We start from the raw sequence: 18,772 nt of genomic DNA, 5'->3' as shown, positions 1-18,772 counted from the left end.
GCGGGAGGTCGCCGGGTCGGCCGCCACACCAAATGCCCGGCAGGGGGACCCCAACCGGGCATTTGGCGTCTCACGGGATGGTTTCCTGGCGGTCCGACGTCCCGGGCCCGCTCAGTAGACCGAGCCCTCCAGGAGCTCGGAGAGCCGGCCTGCGGCGCGGCGCAGCTCCGGGACCCCGGCCTTCAGCGTGGCCTCGCTGGCCGCTTCCACCGGGCTGGTGAGGGACATGGATTCGGTTGGCCGGCCCGTCCGGTTGGGAACGGCCATGGCCACGGACAGGACGCCGGTGGCACGCTCGTCGGCGGAGAACGCGTAGTCGGTTCCGGGTTCAGGGAGCCGCGCGCGCAGTTCCTCTGCCGTCAGGTCGGCGTCTTCCTGGCCGGCTGCAACAGCTGCCGCCACCGCCTGCTGAAGTTCGTCATCGGACGCGGATGCCAGCAGGATCTTTCCTGCGGCGCCGAGGGTCAGGGGCAGCCGCTTGCCCAGCGGGAGATCGTAGCGGAGGGGCGCCTCGCCGTCGACGCGGGCCACCAGGATGCGCTCGAAGCCGAGCCGTGAGTACAGCGACGCTGTCAGCCCGGTTTGCGATGCGACCTGCTGCAGGACGGGGCGGGCAGCGACCACCAGGGGATCGTTCTCCAGGAAGCTCCGTGCGGCGGGCAGGACGGCGGGGCCGATCCGGTAGGACTTGTCCGTCTGGCTCACCATTCCGAAATCCTGCAGCACCCGCAGGATCCGCAGCGTGGTGGGCAGGCTCATGCCGCAATTCCGTGCCAGATCACTGAGCCGCTGCGGCCGCTCGGCCCGCTGCAGCTCGGCGAAGACCTCCATGGCCCTGGAAAGGGAGCGCATGTTCGAGGACTTGGGGCCCTCTTCTGCCGGGCCGGCCGTGGTGGAAGTCGTGGTCGCCATTCTTTCATTCTATGTAAGTTCTTTGCGCTTGACAGTCCTTGTGTCTCCTGTCACTATTTCTCAGTACGCAATATAGTTTCATTCTATGAAACGCAATGACGCGCTGTGAAAAGGAAACTCATGACAACGGAGTCAGTCACGACGAAAACGGGGAGCACCATTCGGGTTGCCCGCGGTGTGCTGGCGGGGATCGGCGCCGTCGCCGCCGTCGGCATCTATGTCCTGGTCAGCTCGGTGAGCCTGGGGCTCTGGACGTCCCTGGGCCCCGGTGCCGGCCTGTTCCCCTTCGCCATGGGGGCTCTCCTGGTGGCGATGTCGGCCATCTGGCTCCTCCAGGAACTCCGCCGGCCCAGCGCCAAGGGCGAGGGCGTGGACAAAGGGGTGGTCATCTCCATCGTGGCCAGCCTGGTCATCCTGGCAGCGGTCATGGACCTGCTGGGCTTCCAGCTGAGCATGTTCGCGTTCCTGCTCTACCACCTTAAAATCCGCGGACGCCGGGCATGGGTGCCCTCATTGATCATCGCCCTGGCGGGAAGCGTCGGTGCCTTCTACGCCTTCAACTACGGCCTGAACGTGGCCCTTCCCGTATCGGCATTTACTCCGCTGAACCTGATCGGACTCTAGGCATGGAAACCCTCAACGAACTGCTCGGCGGATTTGCCACCGCCATGACCTGGCAAAACCTGCTGTTTGCCTTCCTTGGCTGCCTGCTTGGCACCATTATCGGCGTCCTGCCCGGCGTCGGCCCCGTGGCAGGGGTGGCACTGCTCATCCCTCTGACGCTCAACCTCGACCCCGCGGGGTCCATCATCATGCTGTGTGCCATCTTCTACGGAACCCAGTACGGCGGCACCATCACCAGCGTCCTGCTGAACACTCCCGGCGAAGCCTCCTCCGCCATCACCACCATCGACGGTTATGCAATGACAAAAATGGGAAGGGCCGGAGCGGCACTGACGCTGGCCGCCGTCGGTTCCTTCATCGGCGGCACCATCGCAACAGTCGGCCTGGTGGCCGCAGCCAAGCCGCTTGGTGAGATGGGCCTGCTGGTGGGGCCGCCCGAATTCTTCGCGCTCATGGTGGTGGGCATCTCGCTGCTGGTCGCCCTGGCGGGAAAGTCCATGGTCAAGGCACTGATCTCCGGCGCCCTGGGCCTGCTGATCTCCATGGTGGGCATCGATCCCGTGGCCGGAGCACCGCGCTTCACCTTCGGGATCGACAACCTGATGGACGGGGTCAGCTTCGTTGCCGTCATCGTCGGCGTCTTCGGGCTCTCCGAAATCCTCTCCTTCCGCCGGAACGAGCCCACCCCGGTGGTGCATGCCCCCGGTTTCCGGCAGCTGTTCCCGTCGCGGACGGAATGGCGCCGCAGTGCACCCGCCATGGCCCGCGGCACCGGCGTCGGCTTCGGCCTGGGCCTCATTCCCGGCATGACCGGGTCCGTGTCCTCGCTCCTTTCCTACGCTACGGAGAAAAGGTTCTCCCGGTTCCGCCACGAGCTCGGCAAGGGGGCCGTCGAAGGCGTCGCCGGTCCGGAGACCGCCAACAACGCCCACGCCAACGCTGCCCTCATCCCGCTGTTTACCCTTGGCATTCCCGCTTCGCCCACCATCGCCGTGCTGATGGGCGCGTTCCTGCAGCAGGGCCTCACCCCGGGACCCAGCCTGTTCACGGATCACTCGGAGATCGCCTGGGCCATCATCGCCAGCCTCTTCATCGGCAACGTCCTCCTGCTGCTGCTGAACGTCCCGCTCGTGGGGCTGTGGACTTCCATCCTCCGCGTGCCCACCCCCATCCTGACGGCCGTGATCCTCGTGTTCATGGTCATCGGGGCCTACACCATCAACTTCAGCGTCTTCGATGTCTATGTCATGATCGGCTTCGGCCTCCTTGGCCTGGCACTGCGGAACCTCGACATCCCCCTGGCTCCGATGGTGCTCACCCTGGTGCTCGGGCCGCTGATGGAACGCTCCCTGCGCGAATCGCTGGAAATCTCCCAGGGCGACTTCACCGTCTTCACCAGCCGTCCCATCTCCGCCGTCCTGATCGGCATCGGCCTGCTCATCATCTGCAGTCCGCTGCTCAAACTCCGCAAGCCCAAGGCCCTCATGGAGGACCCGGAGGCCTGACTCCACACCCGCAATCCCTGCACCCGCACCCTTCAAAGGAGAAGAACCATGTCACGCAAAAAGATTTTCGCAGCCGTCGCAGCTGCGTCCCTGCTCGCCCTCACCGGCTGCGGCGCCAACGCCGGAGCCAGCAATTCCGGTGCGGCCGCCGGCGACTTTCCCAAGAAGGGCAAGTCCATTGACCTGATCGTGGCCTTCTCGTCGGGCGGTGCCGTGGACACCGCCGCCCGGCTCATCCAGCCGGTCCTCGAAAAGGAACTCGGCACCAACGTTGAGGTCATCAACAAGCCAGGTGCCGGCGGCCAGATCGGCTACACGGCGCTGACCGGTGCCAAGCCGGACGGCTACACCATCGGTGCCACCGGGTCCCCCTCGGTGGTGGTCTCACCCCTGGACCCGGCCCGCGGCGCCAAGTACACCAGGGACAGCTTCCAGCCGCTGGGCCGGCAGGTGATCGACCCCACCGTTATCGCCGTCCAGCCGGACAGCCCGTACAAGTCCCTGAAAGAGCTGCTCGAGGCGGTCAAGGCCAAGCCGAAGTCACTCACCGCCAGCACCACCGGCATCCAGACCGGCGAACACTTCGCCCTGGCCCAGATCCAGGAAAGCACCGGCTCGGAGTTCGCGCCGGTCCACTTCTCCGAGGGCGCCTCGCAGGCCACCACCGCGTTCCTGGGCAAGCATGTTGACGTCCTGGTGGCCAATGTCAGCGACGTGAACGACCTCAGCAAGCAGGGCAAGGCACGCGTGCTGGGTGTCATGTCCGGGGACCGCGCCCCCTCACTGCCGGAGATCCCCACATTCAAAGAGTCCGGCTACGACCTGACCGCGGGGACTGCCCGCGGCTACTCCGCTCCCGCCGGGCTCCCCGCTGACGTGGCCAGGAAGCTCGAAGCCGCCATCGAGAAGGCCATCGAAGACCCGGCAGTGGTGCAGAAGATGAAGGACCTGGGCCTGCAGACCAGCTACCTCAACGGCACCGACTACCAGCAGTTCTGGGCAGGCCAGGAAGACGACTTCAAGAAGGTCCTTCCGCTGGTCCAGAAAAAAGACTGATCCGCACCTCTAAGGAATCGACCATGACAACTCCAGCCATCGACACCACCGCCGACTTCGCCCGCCCCGACCAAGGCATCGTGGACCGGCTCGCCAAGCTGCCCGCCGCCAACATCGGCGACGCCATGGACCGGCTCGGCGTCGCGGACTCCGCCATCCAGGCCGTCTGGCCCGGGGCGAAGCTCGCCGGACCGGCGTTCACCGTGTGGACCCGGCCCGGCGACAACAAGGGCATCCACGCAGCGCTGCAGCTGGCCCGTCCCGGAGACGTCATCGTGGTCGCCGGCGGCGCAGATGAATCCCGCGCCCTCCTTGGTGAACTGATCGGTGAGCGCGCCATCAACCTCGGCGTCGCGGGCTTCGTGCTGGACGGAGCAGCGCGCGACGCCGAGGCGCTGGGCGAGATCGGCATGCCCGTCTTCGCCCGGGCTACTTCGCCCGCCGGCCCCTACAAGGATGGCCCCTTCAGGCTGGGGACCGCCGTCGCCTTCGGCGGCGTCCCCGTCCTGCCCGGCGATGTCATCGTTGGTGACTCCGACGGCGTGGTGGTCATCCCCCGGGACCAGGCCGCCGTCGTCGCCGACGCGGCCGAGGCCGTGTTCGCTGATGAAACCGGCCGGCGCCAGGCAATCGTCGCCGCCCGCAACTGAAATGCCACACCACCAAGATCGTCACGAGAAAGAACTGAGCAAACCATGACAGCGTGCACCGTCATTGGCCTCGGCGAAGCCGGAGCCACCTACGCCGCAGCGCTCGCAGCTGCGGGCCACCAGGTCAGCGGGTTCGATCCCGTTGCCGCCACTACCCCGGAAGGTGTTTCCCGGGCGGCAACGGCGGCCGAGGCCTGTGCCGGGGCTGAGATCGTCCTGGTGATGACCGGAGCCGCCGCTGCGCGCAGCGTGGCACAGGAATGCCTGCCGGTCCTGGGTGACGGCAGCGTCTACGCCGATTTCACATCATCTTCCCCGGGCGTCATGCAGGAACTCGGACAGCTGCCCAGCAAAGCCCGCTTTGCCGACGTCGCCATCCTTGGACCCGTCTCCGCCCTGGGGGAAAAGACCCCGCTCATGGTGAGCGGTCCTGGCGCCCAGGCCGTTGCGGAACTGCTGCGACCGCTCGGCGTGCAGGTGGAAATCGCCGACGGCGAGCCCGGTGCAGCGATGGCCCACAAACTGCTCCGCAGCGTGCTCATGAAGGGCCTGGCGTCCGTGGTGGTCGAAGCGGTCCAGGCCGGCCACGCGGCAGGCCTGGAGGAGTGGATACGCGGCCAGATCGCGAACCAGCTGGCGGGGGACGGCCAGGCCGTCATCGACAGGTTCCTCACGGGAACCGTCAAGCATGCCGTCCGCCGCTCCAAGGAGATGCAGGACACCGCCAGCTATCTCTCAGACCTCGGTGTCCCGGCCGAGATGACCACCGCCTCCGCCGCCGCCCTCGCCCGGATGGCGCAGGCCACGGAACCGGCCTTGCGCTGACCGCACAGCAGGGCACAATCAAGAACGGGAAATACGTGATGTCAACAGCAACCGGCATTCCGCCGACAGGAGCAGCAGCATGATCGGCATTTGGGCACTTGGCGCCTACCTTGCCGTCATCCTGCTCTGGACGACGGCGATCAAGCGCAGCGTGGGGGAAGCCATGATCTTGGGCTTCCTGGTAGTGCTGCCGTTCACCGGAGCCGCCGCGGCACAGGTTGGTTGGTCAGCGCTTTCCTCGGCAGCGACCGACGAAATTGTGTACGCCACCATGGCGTTCGTCTTCATGGGTTACCTGCTGGACAAGGGCGGCGTCCTGGACCGGCTGATCGACCTGTTGAACTCCGTGATCGGCGGAGTCAAGGGCGGTCCGGCCTGGGTCTCCACCGTGGCCTCGGCAGGCCTGGGCGGAGTGGTCCACAACCAGGCCGCCATCGCCGCAACGGTAGGCTCCGTGACCATCCCCTGGATGGAAAAATCCAAGCTCGACAAGCCGGCTGCCGCAACCCTCGTGGCCGGGAACGCCGGGATGGGCATCACCTTCCCGTTCAGCGCCTCCATGTTCGTCCTCGTCGGCTCGGCCACGGTGGGGCCCCTGCTGGACATCAACGCGTTGGTCCTTCCCCTGCTGTTCGGCGGCCTGTGGTGCTTCCTGCACCGGCTCATCGTCACGTGGCTGCTCATCAGGAAGAGCGGAATGGCGTCGCTCGACGCCGCCCACCGCCTGTCTGTCCGGACCGCGTTCGGCCAGGGATGGGCCACGCTCCTGCTGTTCGTCGTCGTCGCCATCCCCCTGGCAGTCACCTCCGGGTTCCTCACCCCGGCCCTCTCCGACTGGACCGGCGGCGACGTCAGCAAGTCCGTCAGCGTGATCGTCTGGATCCCGGTGGTCCTCCTCATCACGGGCGCGCTGCTGGGCAGGAAGCAGCTGCCCCGCACCGGCCGGGACTGGGGAACCTTGCTGCAGGGCTCGGCCCCACGGTTCGGCATCGTCGGCGTCACGGTGCTCTTCGCTTTCGCCGGCGCCAACGCGCTCGCCGCCACCGGCCTGCCCAAGCAAATGACCGCCCTGCTGAACGGGCTGAACCTGCCACTGTGGCTGCTTGCCATCCTGATCGGACTGATCGTCATCGCCGTTGCAGCCCCCCTGTCCGCCACCGCCACGATGGCCGCCGTGGGAACGGTGGGCGTGGCTGCCCTTGTGGCGGCCGGGGTGCCTGCCACCACTGCCGCCGTCGCCGTCCTCATTTTCTCCTCCTGCGAGGCCGCGGTGCCGCCCGGTGGTGCACCGCTCTATGTGGCCTGCGGCATCGCGGACGTCAACCCCATCAAGACCTTCGCCCGCTTGCTCACCCACTATGCGCTGCCCCTGCTGGTCATCGGCGTGCTGATCATTCTCGGCATCCTGCCCATCTAAGGAACCACCATGAACACACCCCGAAGGTTCATCCAGACCGTCTTCACCCTCACCCTTGGCGTCCTCCTGGCAGGCGGCGTCCTGTTCGTTGCCGGGCAGGCCGCGGGCCTGGTGGCCGGGCAAAACGCCTGGCTCGAGTTCTTCAACACCTACGTCAAGCCGCCCGTGTGCATTGCCGCATCGGTGTGCGCCGTGGCCGGGTTCCTGCTCAGCTACCAGCGCCCCCGGAAACAGGCCGAACAGCAGCAGGAAGCCACCACCCGATGACGGCACCTGGAACCTTTCCCACCTTCGCGGAGCTCCTGGCGAGGGAGGGCAACCTGGCGGGTGCATCGTGGGGCCTGTTCCCCGAACCGGGCAGGGGCACGCCGTCCTTCATCACGCCGGCTGCCCTTCTCGAGGCCAGGAACAGCATCCGGTCCGGGACCGTGTTCGGGCTGGACTATCCCGCAGATGCCTTTGACCCGGGGATGTCGCTCAAACGCAGCGCGCCCCGGCATACCATTTACTCCTCCCACCCTGCCCACCGGGACGACTACCTGGACGGGTATTACCTCCAGGGGTCGACGCAGATTGACGGGCTCCGGCACCGTCGCGCAGATGACGTTGGCTTCTACAACGGCGTCCCGGACCACCGGATCACCGAGGGCACGCCGGACCTTGGCATCCAGGAATGGGCGGAGCACCCCATCGCCGGGCGGGGAGTCCTGGTGGATCTCGACGGTTTCCGGAAAAGCGTGGGGGAGCCCATCGACCATGCAGGCGGGGAACCGCTGGGCCTTGACCTGCTTCAGGCAGCCATGGAGTCCCAGTCCCTGACCACCCGTCCCGGCGACATCCTCCTGCTCCACACCGGGTGGTGCGAATGGTTCCTCGCGCTGGACCCGGAAGAGAAACAGCGCCTCCGTGAGAGCCGGAAGGCAACAGGCGTGGCGCAGTCGCAGGAGTTCGTGGCCTGGGCCTGGGACAGCCGGTTCGCCGTCGTCGCCGCCGACAACTTCGCCGTCGAATGCCTCCCCGCCGTCCCGGACAGTCCCTACCGGGAGTCCGCCTTCAACGACCACGGCATGATGCACCAGCAGCTCCTGGCCAAGCTCGGCATGCCGCTCGGGGAGCTGTGGCGGCTCGGCCCCCTGGCGCGGCACATGCGCAGCACGGCCACGTGGGATGCGTTCATCAGCATCAAGCCGCTGAACATCACCGGCGGCACCGGCTCCCCGGCCAACGCCACCGCCATCATGTGAGCTGAGGCCGCACCCGCGTCACGCGGGGCACGCTTTCAGGCAGCGGACGACGGCGGTGGGCCGGGTTTCCGGGGCTTCCCCGCCGATGGCGGGCCGAAAGCGTGCCGTGCGTGACGCCGTCGTACGCGTTACTAGGGAAGCCGCGAGGGCCGCAGGAAACTCGACTCCCCGGCCCGGCCCGGATCCAGCGGCACCGGACTGGCCAGCACGGCAGGGCCCCGGTGCAGGAACCCGCCGGTCAGGGCGCGGCACCGGATGCCGCCGCGGCCCCGCATGGCCGGGTGGGCGCCCGGGGCGAGCATCCCGTCCATCCACGCGCAGGGCTGGGCATGCCTGCCGCCATGGAACTCCACCACGTCCCCGCCGGACTCCAGGGCAAAATCGTGGCCCAGCAGCGGCGCCAGCTGCGCCCCGCGGAGCACCACGTTCCGCCGGGTCAGCAGGGGATCGAACGGCTGCGAGCCCAGCTCGGCGGCGATCGCCTCGAGGGATTCGACGGCGAACAGGGTCACCGCTGCGTCCATGTGGGCGGCCTTGCCGAAGAACCGGTCACCCACGATGCCCTTCCCGGCCACCACCTCAGCCTGCGCAGCATCTTCGGTCGGAACATCGGCGGCACCGTCCCGGGCGCGGCCGAAGTAGGCGTGCGCGGGGGACACCAGCAGGTGCAGGATCTCGACGTCGTACCGGAAGCTTTCAGCCATACCGCCAGCGTATGCCGTTCCCCGCAATCCGGCCGCCCGGTGGAAAGATCAGACCCATGGATACCTCACCAACCGCAGCCCGGGTTCTGCCCGCCAGGCACAGGACCGTCCTCTTCTGGGCGTCGGTGGCCTGTGCCGCCGCCCTCCTCCTGGTTCCCGCGTGGATGCTTGCCGGCAATCCCGCAGTCCTGGGCGGACACCCCCTGCTGCCGGGCATCCTGCTGGTGGCGGCTGCGGCCGGCGTCGTCTGGGCCATCCTGCTGTGGGTGCGCCGCGATGTTCCGCGGCCCCGCTCCCGTGTCCGGGCCGTCGGCGCCTGGGCGGGCAGGATCGCCGTGCTGGCGCTCGCCGCCGGCCTGGCCTGGCTAAGCCCCTTTGCCTACCAGCCGGGCCAGGCAGCGGAGGCGGGCCCGACGTCGGACCTCGCCGTCACCGAGTCAGCCACCGCCATCACCATGTCACCGGAGGGCAGGACTGCCACCAAGGGGTTGGTTTTCTACCCGGGTGCCCGGGTGGACGCCAAGGCGTACCAGGACATCCTGGCCCCCGCCGTGGGGGCCGGATACCGGGTGGTCATCCTGAAGGAACCGCTGGGGCTCAGCCTGCTGGACGGAAGCCAGGCCAGGAGCGCCATGGCCGACAACCCGGACATCAGGACCTGGGCGGTGGGCGGCCACTCACTTGGTGGGGTATCAGCATCGTCCTTCGCCCTGGCCAACACCGATGTCAGCGGGCTGGTTCTCTACGCTTCCTACCCGATCGAATCCCTGCGCGGGCGGACCGGCCTGTCCGTCCTGTCCGTTTCCGGCAGCCAGGACGGACTCAGCACCCCCGCCAAGATCCAGGCATCCCGGGACCTCCTCCCCGTGGATACGGAGTTCGCCGCGGTCCAGGGCGGGGTGCACGCGTTCTTTGGCGACTACGGGGCGCAGCCCGGTGACGGCGAACCCGGCATCAGCCGGCAGGCAGCGGAGCAGCAGATCGCTGCAGCTACCGTGTCCTTCCTGGGGCAGCTCCAGCGGAGCTAGGTTTCGACAGACTCAACCACCGGCAGGCGCAACCGCCGGCAGGCGCAACCGCCGGCGGGTGCAACCGCCGGCACCGCCCGGATCAAGCTCCGACGTAGGCCGCCAGGTGCTGCCCGGTGAGCGTGGCCCGGCCGGCGACCAGATCCGCCGGCGTACCCTCAAAAACGATCGAGCCGCCGTCGTGCCCGGCTCCCGGGCCGATGTCGATGATCCAGTCCGCGTGCGCCATGACCGCCTGGTGGTGCTCGATGACGATGACGGATTTCCCGGAGCCGACCAGCCGGTCCAGCAGGCCAAGGAGCTGTTCGACGTCGGCCAGGTGCAGGCCGACGGTGGGCTCGTCCAGGATGTAGATCTCCCCGGCCTCGGCCATCTGCGAGGCGAGCTTGAGCCGCTGGCGCTCGCCGCCGGACAACGTGGTCAGTGGCTGGCCCAGGGTGATGTAGCCCAGCCCGACGTCGGCAAGCCGCTCCAGGACCTTGTGCGCCGCGGGCGTTTTGGCCTCGCCGTCGGCAAAGCACGCCAGCGCCGCGTCCACGGACAGGTCCAGGACGTCGGCGATATTCTTCCCGCCCAGGGTGTACTCCAGGACGGCGGCCTGGAACCGGTGGCCCTCACATTCCTCGCAGGTGGACTCCACCGTGGCCATGACGCCGAGTTCGGTGAAGATCACGCCGGCGCCATTACAGGTGGGGCAGGCGCCCTCGGAGTTTGAGCTGAACAGCGCAGGCTTGACCCCGTTGGCTTTGGCGAAGGCTTTGCGGATGGGTTCCAGCAGCCCGGTGTAGGTGGCCGGATTGCTGCGCCGGGACCCCTTGATGGCGCCCTGGTCAATGACGATCACCCCGTCACGCTTCGCCAATGAGCCGTGGATCAGCGAGCTCTTGCCGGACCCCGCCACGCCCGTCACCACGCACAGCACCCCCAGCGGCACGTCGACGTCCACGTCGCGCAGGTTGTTGGTGGAGGCGCCGCGCACCTCCAGCGCGCCGCGGGCCGCCCGGACCGAGTCCTTCAGCCGGGACTTGTCACCCAGGTGCCGCCCGGTGATGGTGCCGCTGGCACGCAACCCGTCGACGTCGCCCTCGTAGACGATCTCACCACCGCCGGCACCGGCGCCCGGACCGAGGTCGACGACGTGGTCGGCGATCGCGATCATCTCCGGTTTGTGCTCCACCACCAGGACGGTGTTGCCTTTGTCCCGCAGCTGCAGCAGGAGCGTGTTCATCCGCTCGATGTCGTGCGGGTGCAGGCCGATACTTGGCTCGTCGAAGACATAGGTGACGTCGGTGAGGGACGAGCCCAGGTGCCGGATCATCTTGGTCCGCTGCGCTTCGCCGCCGGACAGGGTGCCGGCCGGACGGTCCAGTGACAGGTAGCCCAGGCCGATCTCCGCGAAGGAATCCAGGAGGTCCCGCAGCCCGGCCAGCAGCGGGCGCACCGTGGGCTCGTCCAGGCCGCGGATCCACTGCGCGAGGTCGCTGATCTGCATGGTGCACAGGTCCGCGATGTTCTTGCCGTTGATCCGCGAGTCGAGCACCTCCGGCGTGAGGCGCGTGCCGCCGCAGTCCGGGCAGGTGGCGAACGTGACCGCCCGTTCCACGAACCGCTTCACGTGCGGCTGCATGGCCTCCACGTCCTTGGACAGCATGGACTTCTGGATCTTGGGGATGATGCCTTCGAAGGTGAGGTTGACGCCCTCCACCTTGATCTTGGTGGGCTCGGCGTACAGCATCGTGTCCAGCTGTTTCGCCGTGAACGTCGCGATCGGTTTGTCCATGGGCAGGCTCATGCCCTCGAACAGCCGGCCGTACCAGCCGTCCATGGAGTAGCCGGGGACGGTGAGGGCGCCCTCGGCCAGGGACTTCGAATCGTCGTACAGGGCGGTCCGGTCGATGTCGCTGACGTTGCCCATGCCCTCGCACCTCGGGCACATGCCGCCGAGGTAGGTCACCTGGCGGACCACGTTCTTTTCCACCCGGCCGCCCTTTTCGGTGCTCATGACGCCGCTGGCCTTGCGGGTGGGCACGTTGAAGGAGAAGGCGGTGGGCGGCCCGACGTAGGGCTGGCCCAGCCGGCTGAACAGGATCCGCAGCATGGCGTTGGCATCCGTGGCGGTGCCCACGGTGGACCGCGGGTTGGCGCCCATCCGCTCCTGGTCCACGATGATCGCCGTCGTGAGCCCCTCCAGCCGGTCCACATCAGGCCGGGCCAGGCTGGGCATGAAGCCTTGGACGAACGCACTGTAGGTCTCGTTGATCATGCGCTGCGATTCGGCGGCGATGGTGGCGAACACCAGGGAGCTCTTGCCCGAGCCGGATACTCCCGTGAACGCGGTGAGCCGCCGCTTGGGCAGCTCAAGGCTGACGTCCTTGAGGTTGTTTTCCCGTGCGCCCTGGACCCGGATGATGTCGTGGCTGTCGGCCAGATGCATTCCGGTGTGCGCGGCGTCGGTGCTGGTGTCGGTGCTCAAGGTGTCCCCCTGTGTCCTGGGCGGCACTGCGGGGAGGCTGCGCTGGCAGCCTCCCGCGGCGTCGTCCGTTTTATACGTTGCTGGTTATATGCCTAAGGCTGCTGGTTGATGCGCACGGTGTTGCCGGCCGGGTCGCGGAAGGCGCAGTCGCGGACTCCGTAGGGCTGGTCGATGGGTTCCTGCACGACGTCGGCCCCGGCGGCCTCCACCTTGGCGAACGCCGCGTCCACGTCCGGAGACGAGAGGACGATCGTGGCGTAGGTGCCTTTGGCCATCATTTCGGCGATGGTGCGGCGCTCGTCGTCGGTGATGCCGGGGTCCACCGCCGGCGGATGCAGGACGATGGAGACGTCCTTCTGGCCGGCCGGCCCCACGGTGATCCACCGCATGGTCCCCCGGCCAACGTCGTTGCGGATTTCGAAGCCCAGGGCGTCGCGGTAGAACGCCAGCGAGGCGTCGGGATCGGTGGCGGGAAGGAAGGTTGAGGAAATGTTGATGTCCATGGCAGTCATGCTAGTAACGGCTCAGGGTCGGGCGCTTCTCGATTCCTGACCGGTCTGGTGACCTGCTTCGCCACGCAGGCGGGGATCCCCGCCGTCGAGTTCGCTGCCTCCTGCTTGTAGACGCTGGGCGGCATCCCCACCAGTTCGCTGAAGCGGGTGCTGAAGGTCCCCAGCGAGGAACAGCCGACGGCGAAGCACACGTCCGTCACGCTGAGGTCCCCCATGCGGAGAAGCGCCATGGCGCGTTCAATGCGGCGGGTCATGAGGTAGCTGTACGGGGATTCCCCGTAGGCGAGCTTGAACCGGCGGCTGAAGTGGCCCGCGGACATGTGCACGTCCCTGGCGAGGGATTCAACGTCCAGCGGCTGCGCGTACTCCCGGTCCATCCGGTCCTTGACGCGGCGGAGTTGGGTGAGTTCCCGGAGGTAGGGATCGGCGGCTGGACTGCTGGTCACAGCTCCGATCGTGCTACGCCGCGGGGGTCTTGTCCACCCTCTTCGGCGGCGGGGAACCGGGCGTCAAAAGTGCTCCGGGGTGCGGGGTATGATTATGCCGCCGGCCAGCGTATGAGGTCCTCGCCCGAACAGGGCTTGAGGCAACGCAGAGCTGGATGTGAGCGGTCCCGCGGGTCCGGCACGCGGCGAAACCAAACCTTGATTCACCATCTTGAGCCCTGCCCGGATACTGCGCAGGCACCACCTTGGAAGGACGCCATGGAACTGCTGTGGGAAATTGCCGGCTGGGCAGGCGCGGTTGCGATACTCAGTGCGTACCTGGCCGTTTCCATGGGCTGGCTGAAGGCAGGCAAGGGCTTCCAGACGGCCAACCTGTTCGGTTCCGTTGCCTTCATCATTAACGGAACCCTGCACGGGGCCTGGCCGTCCGTCGTCACGAACGTGGCCTGGTTCCTGATCTCCGCGGTGGCGCTGGTCCGGATGCGGCAGGAAGACCCGGCCCCCTCCCTCGAACCGGCGCAGGTCCAGTACCCGGGGGTTCCGGACGGCACCGGCCAGCTCGCTGTGGTGGAAGCCCTTACCGGGTCCCTGCCGGTCATGCCGTCGGTCCATCCCGCCGGGGACGGGCCGCGGCTGGCGCTTTAGGCTCATCGGGGCCAACGCCGCGTACACGATCGTCCATATAATCGCGCGTTTTTGCCATGGCCACCGCCTAGGGCGCCTTCATAGCCTTGGGGGGTGACCAACGAACTTACCCCGCCGGGCAGGATTGTGCTGCCCGATGCGCCGCGGGACCAGCAGGACATCCTGGATGCAGGCGGCGTGGCCTGCTGGAGCGAACCCGTCCTTATCGACACCTACACCCCAGGGGAGCCGGACCGGTATCCGTTGTTCCTTGACCGGCGGGTGTACCAGGGATCCAGCGGCAAGGTGTACCCCATGCCGTTCATCGACAGCATCGAACCGGACAAGAAGCCCAGGCTGTGGCAGGCCATCCACCTGGAAAACCGGTACGTCCGCCTGATGCTGCTGCCCGAAATCGGCGGCCGCATCCACGTGGGATATGACAAGACCGCAGGCTATGACTTCTTCTACCGGAACAACGTGATCAAGCCCGGGCTGGTGGGACTGGCCGGGCCCTGGATCTCCGGCGGAGTGGAATTCAACTGGCCCCAGCACCACCGGCCCGGCACGTTCCTGCCGGTGGAAACCGCCGTGGAGCCTGCCGGCGACGGCAGCGTCACCGCCTGGCACACGGACCTGGACCCGTTGCAGCGGATGCGCGGAACCCATGGCGTCCGCCTCCGGCCAGGCAGCTCCCTCATCGAGGTGGAGGCCCGGCTCTACAACCGTACGGACGAGCCCCAAACCTTCCTGTGGTGGGCGAACGCCGCCGCCCGCGTGCACGGGAACTACCAGTCCTTCTTCCCCACCGACGTGTCCCACGTGGCGGACCATGCACGCCGCGCCATCACGGCCTTCCCCCGCGCCGACCGGCCCTACTACGGCGTGGACTACCCCGCGCTCGCCGGACAGCATGGAACCCCGGATGCCGACCGGCTCGATTTCTACGCCAACATCCCCGTCCCCACGTCCTACATGGTCACAGACACGGCTGACAGCTTCTTCGGCGGATACGACCACGACGCCAAGGCCGGCTTCGTGCATTGGGCGGACCGCAGCATTGCACCCGGCAAGAAACAGTGGACGTGGGGGAACGGTTCCGTGGGCAAGGCCTGGGACAAGCACCTAACGGACGACGACGGCCCGTACGTCGAGTTGATGGCCGGCGTCTTCACCGACAACCAGCCGGACTTCAGCTACCTCGCTCCTGGCGAGACGCGCACCTTCAGCCAGTACTGGTACCCCATCCGGCACATCGGCCCGGCGCACCAGGCGAACCTGGAGGCCGCCGTCGCGCTTACCCTTGACGACGCCGGCCGGACCGCCACGGTGGGTGTTGCCGGCACGGGCCATACGGAAAATGCCACGGTGGTCCTGGCCCTGCATGGCGAAACCCTCCACACGTGGACCGCCGGACTATCCCCGGACCGGCCCTTCACCGCCACGGTTCAGCTGCCCGCCCCGGCCGAGGAAACGGACCTGGCCCTCAGCGTCATGGAAGGCGCCAGGGAACTCATCTCCTGGACCCCACGGCAGCCAACGGACCGTCCCGCAGAGCCCTGGGCAGCCACCGAACCAGCGCCTCCGCGGGAGATCGAAAGCGCTGACGAGCTCCATGTCACCGCAACCCACCTGGCCCAAAACCGGCACCCCACCAGGAGGCCCCAGCCCTACCTTGAGGAGATGCTCCGCCGGGATCCAGGGGATTCCCGCGCCGCCACCGCCCTTGCTGCCACCCAGTATCGGACCGGGGCCTATGCCGGGGCCCGGAAGCTCCTTGAAACCGCCCTGGACCGGCTGACCGGCCGCAACCTGAACCCTCCCAGCGGGGAGGCAAGCTACCGGCTGGGCCTGGTCCTGGAACGAACGGGCCGGCTCGCTGAGGCCCGTGAACGCTTCGGGAAGGCCGCCTGGGACAGGGCCTGGGCGCACCCTGCCCGCCTCGCCTTGGCCCGGTTGGCACTCCGGGAAGGTGAGCCGGCCACCGGGCTCCGTCATGCCGATGCCGCGCTGGCCCTGGAATCAACCAGCCCGGAAGCCAGGCATCTCCGGTACCTGGCCCTGGAAAACTTGGGCCGCAGGGCTGACAGCGCCCGGCTGCTGCAGGACATCCTGGCCGCGGATCCACTCGATCCCGTGGCCCTCTCGCTCGCCGGATCCCTTGACGTCGCAGACCCCAAGACCGGCCTGGCCGTCGCCTGCTGGCTGGCCCGCGCAGGCCAGTGGCAGCGCGCCCTGGACCTGACCGAAAGCGCGCCGCCCGCGGGTGCTGACCCGGCCTTCGGCAACCCCGCGCCCATCCGCCACTACTTGCGCGCCGGATGGCTGGAAGAACTGCTGGACCCGCAGGAGGCTGCCGCGCATCGGGCAAAGGCGCGGCGGGCGGACACTACCCATGCTTTCCCGTACGGCCTGGACGAGTTCGATGCGCTGCACCGGGCCCTCGAAGCCGACCCGCGTGATCCCGTGGCGCACGGGCTGCTGGGTTGCTGGCTGCTTGACGCGGAACGGACCAAGGATGCGCTGGGCCACCTGCAGAAAGCGATGATCCACGGGTCCACCGATCCCGTGGTGTGGCGCAATGCTGCGCTGGCCACGGTTAATACCGGTGGCGACCCCGCCGCCGCTGATGCGTATTTTGCCCGGGCCCTGGAACTAAGCCCGGATGACGCGCGGCTCGTCTTCGAACGGTCCGTCCTGTCGGAACTCCGCGGGCTGCCCGCCGGGGAGCGGCTCGCCGCCATCGAACAGCATGGACCGGCCGTCCTGGCGCGGGACGATCTTGCTGTTCTCTACGCCAACCTGCTGACCGACGCGGGGCGGCCGCAGGAGGCCCTGGCACTCCTTGGATCCCGCACGTTCCAGCCCTTCGAGGGGGGTGAGGGCCTGGTGCTCGCGGCATACGACCGGGCAGCGGTGCAGCATGCGCGGACGTTGATGGAGCAGGACCCGACGGCGGCCGCCACCTTGCTGCGCACGGGCATCGAAGCGCCCGCGAACCTGGGCGAAGGCCGGCATCCCCGGGACAGCATGGCTGAACGCTTCGTGGCGCTCGGCGATGCGCTGGAACGTGCCGGGGACGCTCAGGCCGCGGTGGAGGCCTGGACTCGACCCTGCCGGCAGGCCGGCCCCCTGGCCGTTGACCCCGGCCCGGCCGGCCCGGCCGACTACTGGCGCGGCGTTGCCATGTCCCGCCTGGGCAGGGGTGGAGACGCCGAAGGCGTATGGCGCCGGCTGGAGGAACGGGCCGACGAACTGGAAGCCGCTCCCGCCGCGCCCGACTATTTCGCAACATCCCTCCCTGAACTGTTGCTGTTCGCCACCGACACCGCTGCATCCCGTCGCACCGCGGCTGCGTCACTGCGGGAGTTGGCCGGGCAGGGCCGCCTGCTCACCGGCAGCCCGAAGCTGGAAGGAGTGTCAACCCAATGACTGAAGCACCCCGCTACCTCGGGTCCGGCACGGTGCACGGCGACACGTGCTCCCTGACGGGCGCACCGCCGTCGCACCTTCCGCCCCGCCTGGCCATCAGCCTCTGGGACTTCTCCTGGTATACCCGCGCCGAGGCCGGCGGACCCTTCGCGGACCTGGACGCCGCCTGCGCACGGGCCGCCGGGCTCGGATACAACGCCGTCCGCATCTGCGCCGCACCGCTGCTGCTCCAGGGCGGGCTGGGGCTGGAGGCGCTCGCGGAGGACCTGGCGATCGAAGGACTGGGAACGGCGCCCGACGGCGGGATATACGGCAGGGGGACCCGCTGGTATGACGTTCCCGGCGGGTACAGGATCAACCTGCGGGCCCGGCTCCTGGACCTGTTCGAGGCCGCCGCACGGCACGGGCTGGTGGTGATCCTGGCTAGCTGGGAGTACCAGCAGTCACCCGCCTTCGCAGAATCGCCGGAATGGTTCGAAGCCATTGACGCCGTCCCGCTGGAAGACCGGTACCGTGCCCTGGCCGACGCCTGGGACCGGCTGATCGGCGAGGTGTCGGATGCCGGGCACCGGGACCGCATCGCCCTGGTGGAACTGCACAACGAGGTGGACTTCTCCATCCTCCCGCCGCTCGCCAACGGCAGTAGTGAGGTGGAGCGGCTGCGCTCGCTGCATCCGGACCTGTTGATCACGGCCAGCTACGGCAAGCCGCCGCACCTTGCCATGCATACCCTGCCGGAGGGCCTGGGCGCGGCGCAGTTCCACGTGTACAGCTACGGCGTGCTGGACGCCCTGCAGCAGCAGATCGACATCCGTTCCGAAGGGAGCGGCGGGTTTCCCAACCGGGCACTGCGGGCTTTGCTGAAGCCTGGCGCACCCTCGGTCGCGGAGTATGGCCGCCTGGCGGAATGGAAGTACCGCGCCACCGTGGTCACCGGCCAGATGCTCTACGGCTACGACTGGCTCGATCCCGATGCCTGGGACACCTGGCTGTACAACGAATACGGGCCCTACCGGGAAGTGATGCGGCGCGAGATTGAATCGCGGGTGACCGCCATCGCCGCATGGGCCCGCTGGAAGGACGTTCCCGCGGTGGTGGGCGAGGGCTGGATCGGCTACACACCGCTGCTGGGCACCTTCGAGGAGGGGCCGGTGGGCCGCGACCTCGCCGAACACGCCATCCGCACCGCCCTGGAGCACGGCGTGTGGGGCATGGTGCTGTGCTCCAACGCTGCGCCGCACCACCCCCTGTGGGCCGACGAAGACTGGCAGCGCCGCATGAACCACCTGATCCGTACCGCACCCGTGACCTGAAAGATCC

At 68.1% G+C, this 18,772-nt stretch carries 17 protein-coding genes; 12 read left to right on the top strand and 5 right to left on the bottom strand.

Annotated elements, in window-relative coordinates:
- Window positions 1-111: 111 nt before the first annotated feature.
- Window positions 112-912: an IclR family transcriptional regulator gene (locus C563_RS0117365; protein WP_018763346.1), complete on the bottom strand. Its 801-nt coding sequence runs from the start codon at window positions 910-912 to the stop codon at window positions 112-114.
- A gap of 120 nt (window positions 913-1,032) precedes the next feature.
- On the opposite strand from C563_RS0117365, the gene C563_RS0117360 reads away from it, so the two are divergent.
- From C563_RS0117360 to C563_RS0117325, 8 genes are all read left to right on the top strand, one after another.
- Window positions 1,033-1,536, top strand: coding sequence for a tripartite tricarboxylate transporter TctB family protein (locus C563_RS0117360; RefSeq protein ID WP_018763345.1), 504 nt, complete (start codon window positions 1,033-1,035; stop codon window positions 1,534-1,536).
- A 2-nt stretch (window positions 1,537-1,538) separates the two neighbouring features.
- Window positions 1,539-3,041 carry a tripartite tricarboxylate transporter permease gene (locus C563_RS0117355; RefSeq protein WP_018763344.1) on the top strand — a complete coding sequence of 501 codons (1,503 nt, stop codon included), beginning with the start codon at window positions 1,539-1,541 and terminating at the stop codon, window positions 3,039-3,041.
- Window positions 3,042-3,089: 48 nt separating this feature from the next.
- Window positions 3,090-4,097 (top strand): tripartite tricarboxylate transporter substrate binding protein, encoded by a 1,008-nt coding sequence (locus C563_RS0117350; protein WP_018763343.1) that lies wholly within the window; start codon window positions 3,090-3,092, stop codon window positions 4,095-4,097.
- 23 nt (window positions 4,098-4,120) lie between these two features.
- Window positions 4,121-4,747 carry a methyltransferase gene (locus C563_RS0117345; protein ID WP_018763342.1) on the top strand — a complete coding sequence of 209 codons (627 nt, stop codon included), beginning with the start codon at window positions 4,121-4,123 and terminating at the stop codon, window positions 4,745-4,747.
- 45 nt (window positions 4,748-4,792) lie between these two features.
- Window positions 4,793-5,572, top strand: coding sequence for an NAD(P)-dependent oxidoreductase (locus C563_RS0117340; protein ID WP_018763341.1), 780 nt, complete (start codon window positions 4,793-4,795; stop codon window positions 5,570-5,572).
- A gap of 79 nt (window positions 5,573-5,651) precedes the next feature.
- A complete protein-coding gene (locus C563_RS0117335) occupies window positions 5,652-6,989 on the top strand; it encodes a TRAP transporter large permease subunit (RefSeq protein ID WP_018763340.1) in 1,338 nt (445 codons plus the stop codon).
- Window positions 6,990-6,998: 9 nt separating this feature from the next.
- A complete protein-coding gene (locus C563_RS0117330; protein WP_018763339.1) occupies window positions 6,999-7,256 on the top strand; it encodes a hypothetical protein in 258 nt (85 codons plus the stop codon).
- Window positions 7,253-8,233, top strand: a complete 981-nt coding sequence (locus C563_RS0117325) for a cyclase family protein (RefSeq protein WP_018763338.1) — start codon at window positions 7,253-7,255, stop codon at window positions 8,231-8,233. The genes C563_RS0117330 and C563_RS0117325 overlap by 4 nt, the downstream gene beginning before the upstream one ends.
- 131 nt (window positions 8,234-8,364) lie before the next feature.
- On the opposite strand, the gene C563_RS0117320 is transcribed toward C563_RS0117325, so the two are convergent.
- A complete protein-coding gene (locus tag C563_RS0117320; protein WP_018763337.1) occupies window positions 8,365-8,937 on the bottom strand; it encodes an MOSC domain-containing protein in 573 nt (190 codons plus the stop codon).
- A 56-nt stretch (window positions 8,938-8,993) separates the two neighbouring features.
- Here C563_RS0117320 and C563_RS21575 point away from each other — a divergent pair, with 56 nt between their 5' ends.
- Window positions 8,994-9,965, top strand: coding sequence for an alpha/beta hydrolase (locus tag C563_RS21575; protein WP_018763336.1), 972 nt, complete (start codon window positions 8,994-8,996; stop codon window positions 9,963-9,965).
- 82 nt (window positions 9,966-10,047) lie between these two features.
- Here C563_RS21575 and C563_RS0117310 read toward each other — a convergent pair whose 3' ends face one another.
- The 3 genes from C563_RS0117310 to C563_RS0117300 all read right to left on the bottom strand — a co-directional run bounded on the left by C563_RS0117310 (window position 10,048) and on the right by C563_RS0117300 (window position 13,396).
- Window positions 10,048-12,438, bottom strand: coding sequence for an excinuclease ABC subunit UvrA (locus C563_RS0117310; RefSeq protein WP_018763335.1), 2,391 nt, complete (start codon window positions 12,436-12,438; stop codon window positions 10,048-10,050).
- A 92-nt stretch (window positions 12,439-12,530) separates the two neighbouring features.
- Complete coding sequence (locus C563_RS0117305; RefSeq protein WP_018763334.1) at window positions 12,531-12,950, bottom strand: VOC family protein; 420 nt, start codon at window positions 12,948-12,950, stop codon at window positions 12,531-12,533.
- Window positions 12,947-13,396 carry a helix-turn-helix transcriptional regulator gene (locus tag C563_RS0117300; protein WP_026265025.1) on the bottom strand — a complete coding sequence of 150 codons (450 nt, stop codon included), beginning with the start codon at window positions 13,394-13,396 and terminating at the stop codon, window positions 12,947-12,949. Before C563_RS0117300 ends, C563_RS0117305 begins: the two co-directional genes overlap by 4 nt.
- Before the next feature lie 258 nt (window positions 13,397-13,654).
- On the opposite strand from C563_RS0117300, the gene C563_RS0117295 reads away from it, so the two are divergent.
- The 3 genes from C563_RS0117295 to C563_RS0117285 all read left to right on the top strand — a co-directional run bounded on the left by C563_RS0117295 (window position 13,655) and on the right by C563_RS0117285 (window position 18,765).
- On the top strand, window positions 13,655-14,041 hold the full coding sequence (locus C563_RS0117295) for a CBU_0592 family membrane protein (protein ID WP_018763332.1): 387 nt from the start codon (window positions 13,655-13,657) through the stop codon (window positions 14,039-14,041).
- 93 nt (window positions 14,042-14,134) lie between these two features.
- The gene (locus tag C563_RS0117290; protein ID WP_043424391.1) at window positions 14,135-17,452 is read left to right on the top strand and encodes a DUF5107 domain-containing protein; all 3,318 of its coding nucleotides are present in this window, start codon (window positions 14,135-14,137) and stop codon (window positions 17,450-17,452) included.
- Window positions 17,449-18,765, top strand: a complete 1,317-nt coding sequence (locus tag C563_RS0117285; RefSeq protein WP_018763330.1) for a cellulase-like family protein — start codon at window positions 17,449-17,451, stop codon at window positions 18,763-18,765. The genes C563_RS0117290 and C563_RS0117285 overlap by 4 nt, the downstream gene beginning before the upstream one ends.
- The last annotated feature ends 7 nt before the right edge of the window (window positions 18,766-18,772 follow it).

The sequence above is a fragment of the Arthrobacter sp. 135MFCol5.1 genome, assembly GCF_000374865.1.
In the GTDB taxonomy this organism is placed as follows: Bacteria; Actinomycetota; Actinomycetes; order Actinomycetales; family Micrococcaceae; genus Arthrobacter.
Note: the sequence above shows the minus strand (reverse complement) of the source record. Positions and strands in the feature narration are given on the sequence as shown.

Excerpts from the sequence above, each read along its gene's own strand:
- C563_RS0117365 (WP_018763346.1), bottom strand. The coding sequence starts at position 912 with ATGGCGACCACGACTTCCACCACGGCCGGCCCGGCAGAAGAGGGCCCC.
- C563_RS0117360 (WP_018763345.1), top strand. The coding sequence starts at position 1,033 with ATGACAACGGAGTCAGTCACGACGAAAACGGGGAGCACCATTCGGGTT.
- C563_RS0117355 (WP_018763344.1), top strand. The coding sequence starts at position 1,539 with ATGGAAACCCTCAACGAACTGCTCGGCGGATTTGCCACCGCCATGACC.
- C563_RS0117350 (WP_018763343.1), top strand. The coding sequence starts at position 3,090 with ATGTCACGCAAAAAGATTTTCGCAGCCGTCGCAGCTGCGTCCCTGCTC.
- C563_RS0117345 (WP_018763342.1), top strand. The coding sequence starts at position 4,121 with ATGACAACTCCAGCCATCGACACCACCGCCGACTTCGCCCGCCCCGAC.
- C563_RS0117340 (WP_018763341.1), top strand. The coding sequence starts at position 4,793 with ATGACAGCGTGCACCGTCATTGGCCTCGGCGAAGCCGGAGCCACCTAC.
- C563_RS0117335 (WP_018763340.1), top strand. The coding sequence starts at position 5,652 with ATGATCGGCATTTGGGCACTTGGCGCCTACCTTGCCGTCATCCTGCTC.
- C563_RS0117330 (WP_018763339.1), top strand. The coding sequence starts at position 6,999 with ATGAACACACCCCGAAGGTTCATCCAGACCGTCTTCACCCTCACCCTT.
- C563_RS0117325 (WP_018763338.1), top strand. The coding sequence starts at position 7,253 with ATGACGGCACCTGGAACCTTTCCCACCTTCGCGGAGCTCCTGGCGAGG.
- C563_RS0117320 (WP_018763337.1), bottom strand. The coding sequence starts at position 8,937 with ATGGCTGAAAGCTTCCGGTACGACGTCGAGATCCTGCACCTGCTGGTG.
- C563_RS21575 (WP_018763336.1), top strand. The coding sequence starts at position 8,994 with ATGGATACCTCACCAACCGCAGCCCGGGTTCTGCCCGCCAGGCACAGG.
- C563_RS0117305 (WP_018763334.1), bottom strand. The coding sequence starts at position 12,950 with ATGACTGCCATGGACATCAACATTTCCTCAACCTTCCTTCCCGCCACC.
- C563_RS0117295 (WP_018763332.1), top strand. The coding sequence starts at position 13,655 with ATGGAACTGCTGTGGGAAATTGCCGGCTGGGCAGGCGCGGTTGCGATA.
- C563_RS0117285 (WP_018763330.1), top strand. The coding sequence starts at position 17,449 with ATGACTGAAGCACCCCGCTACCTCGGGTCCGGCACGGTGCACGGCGAC.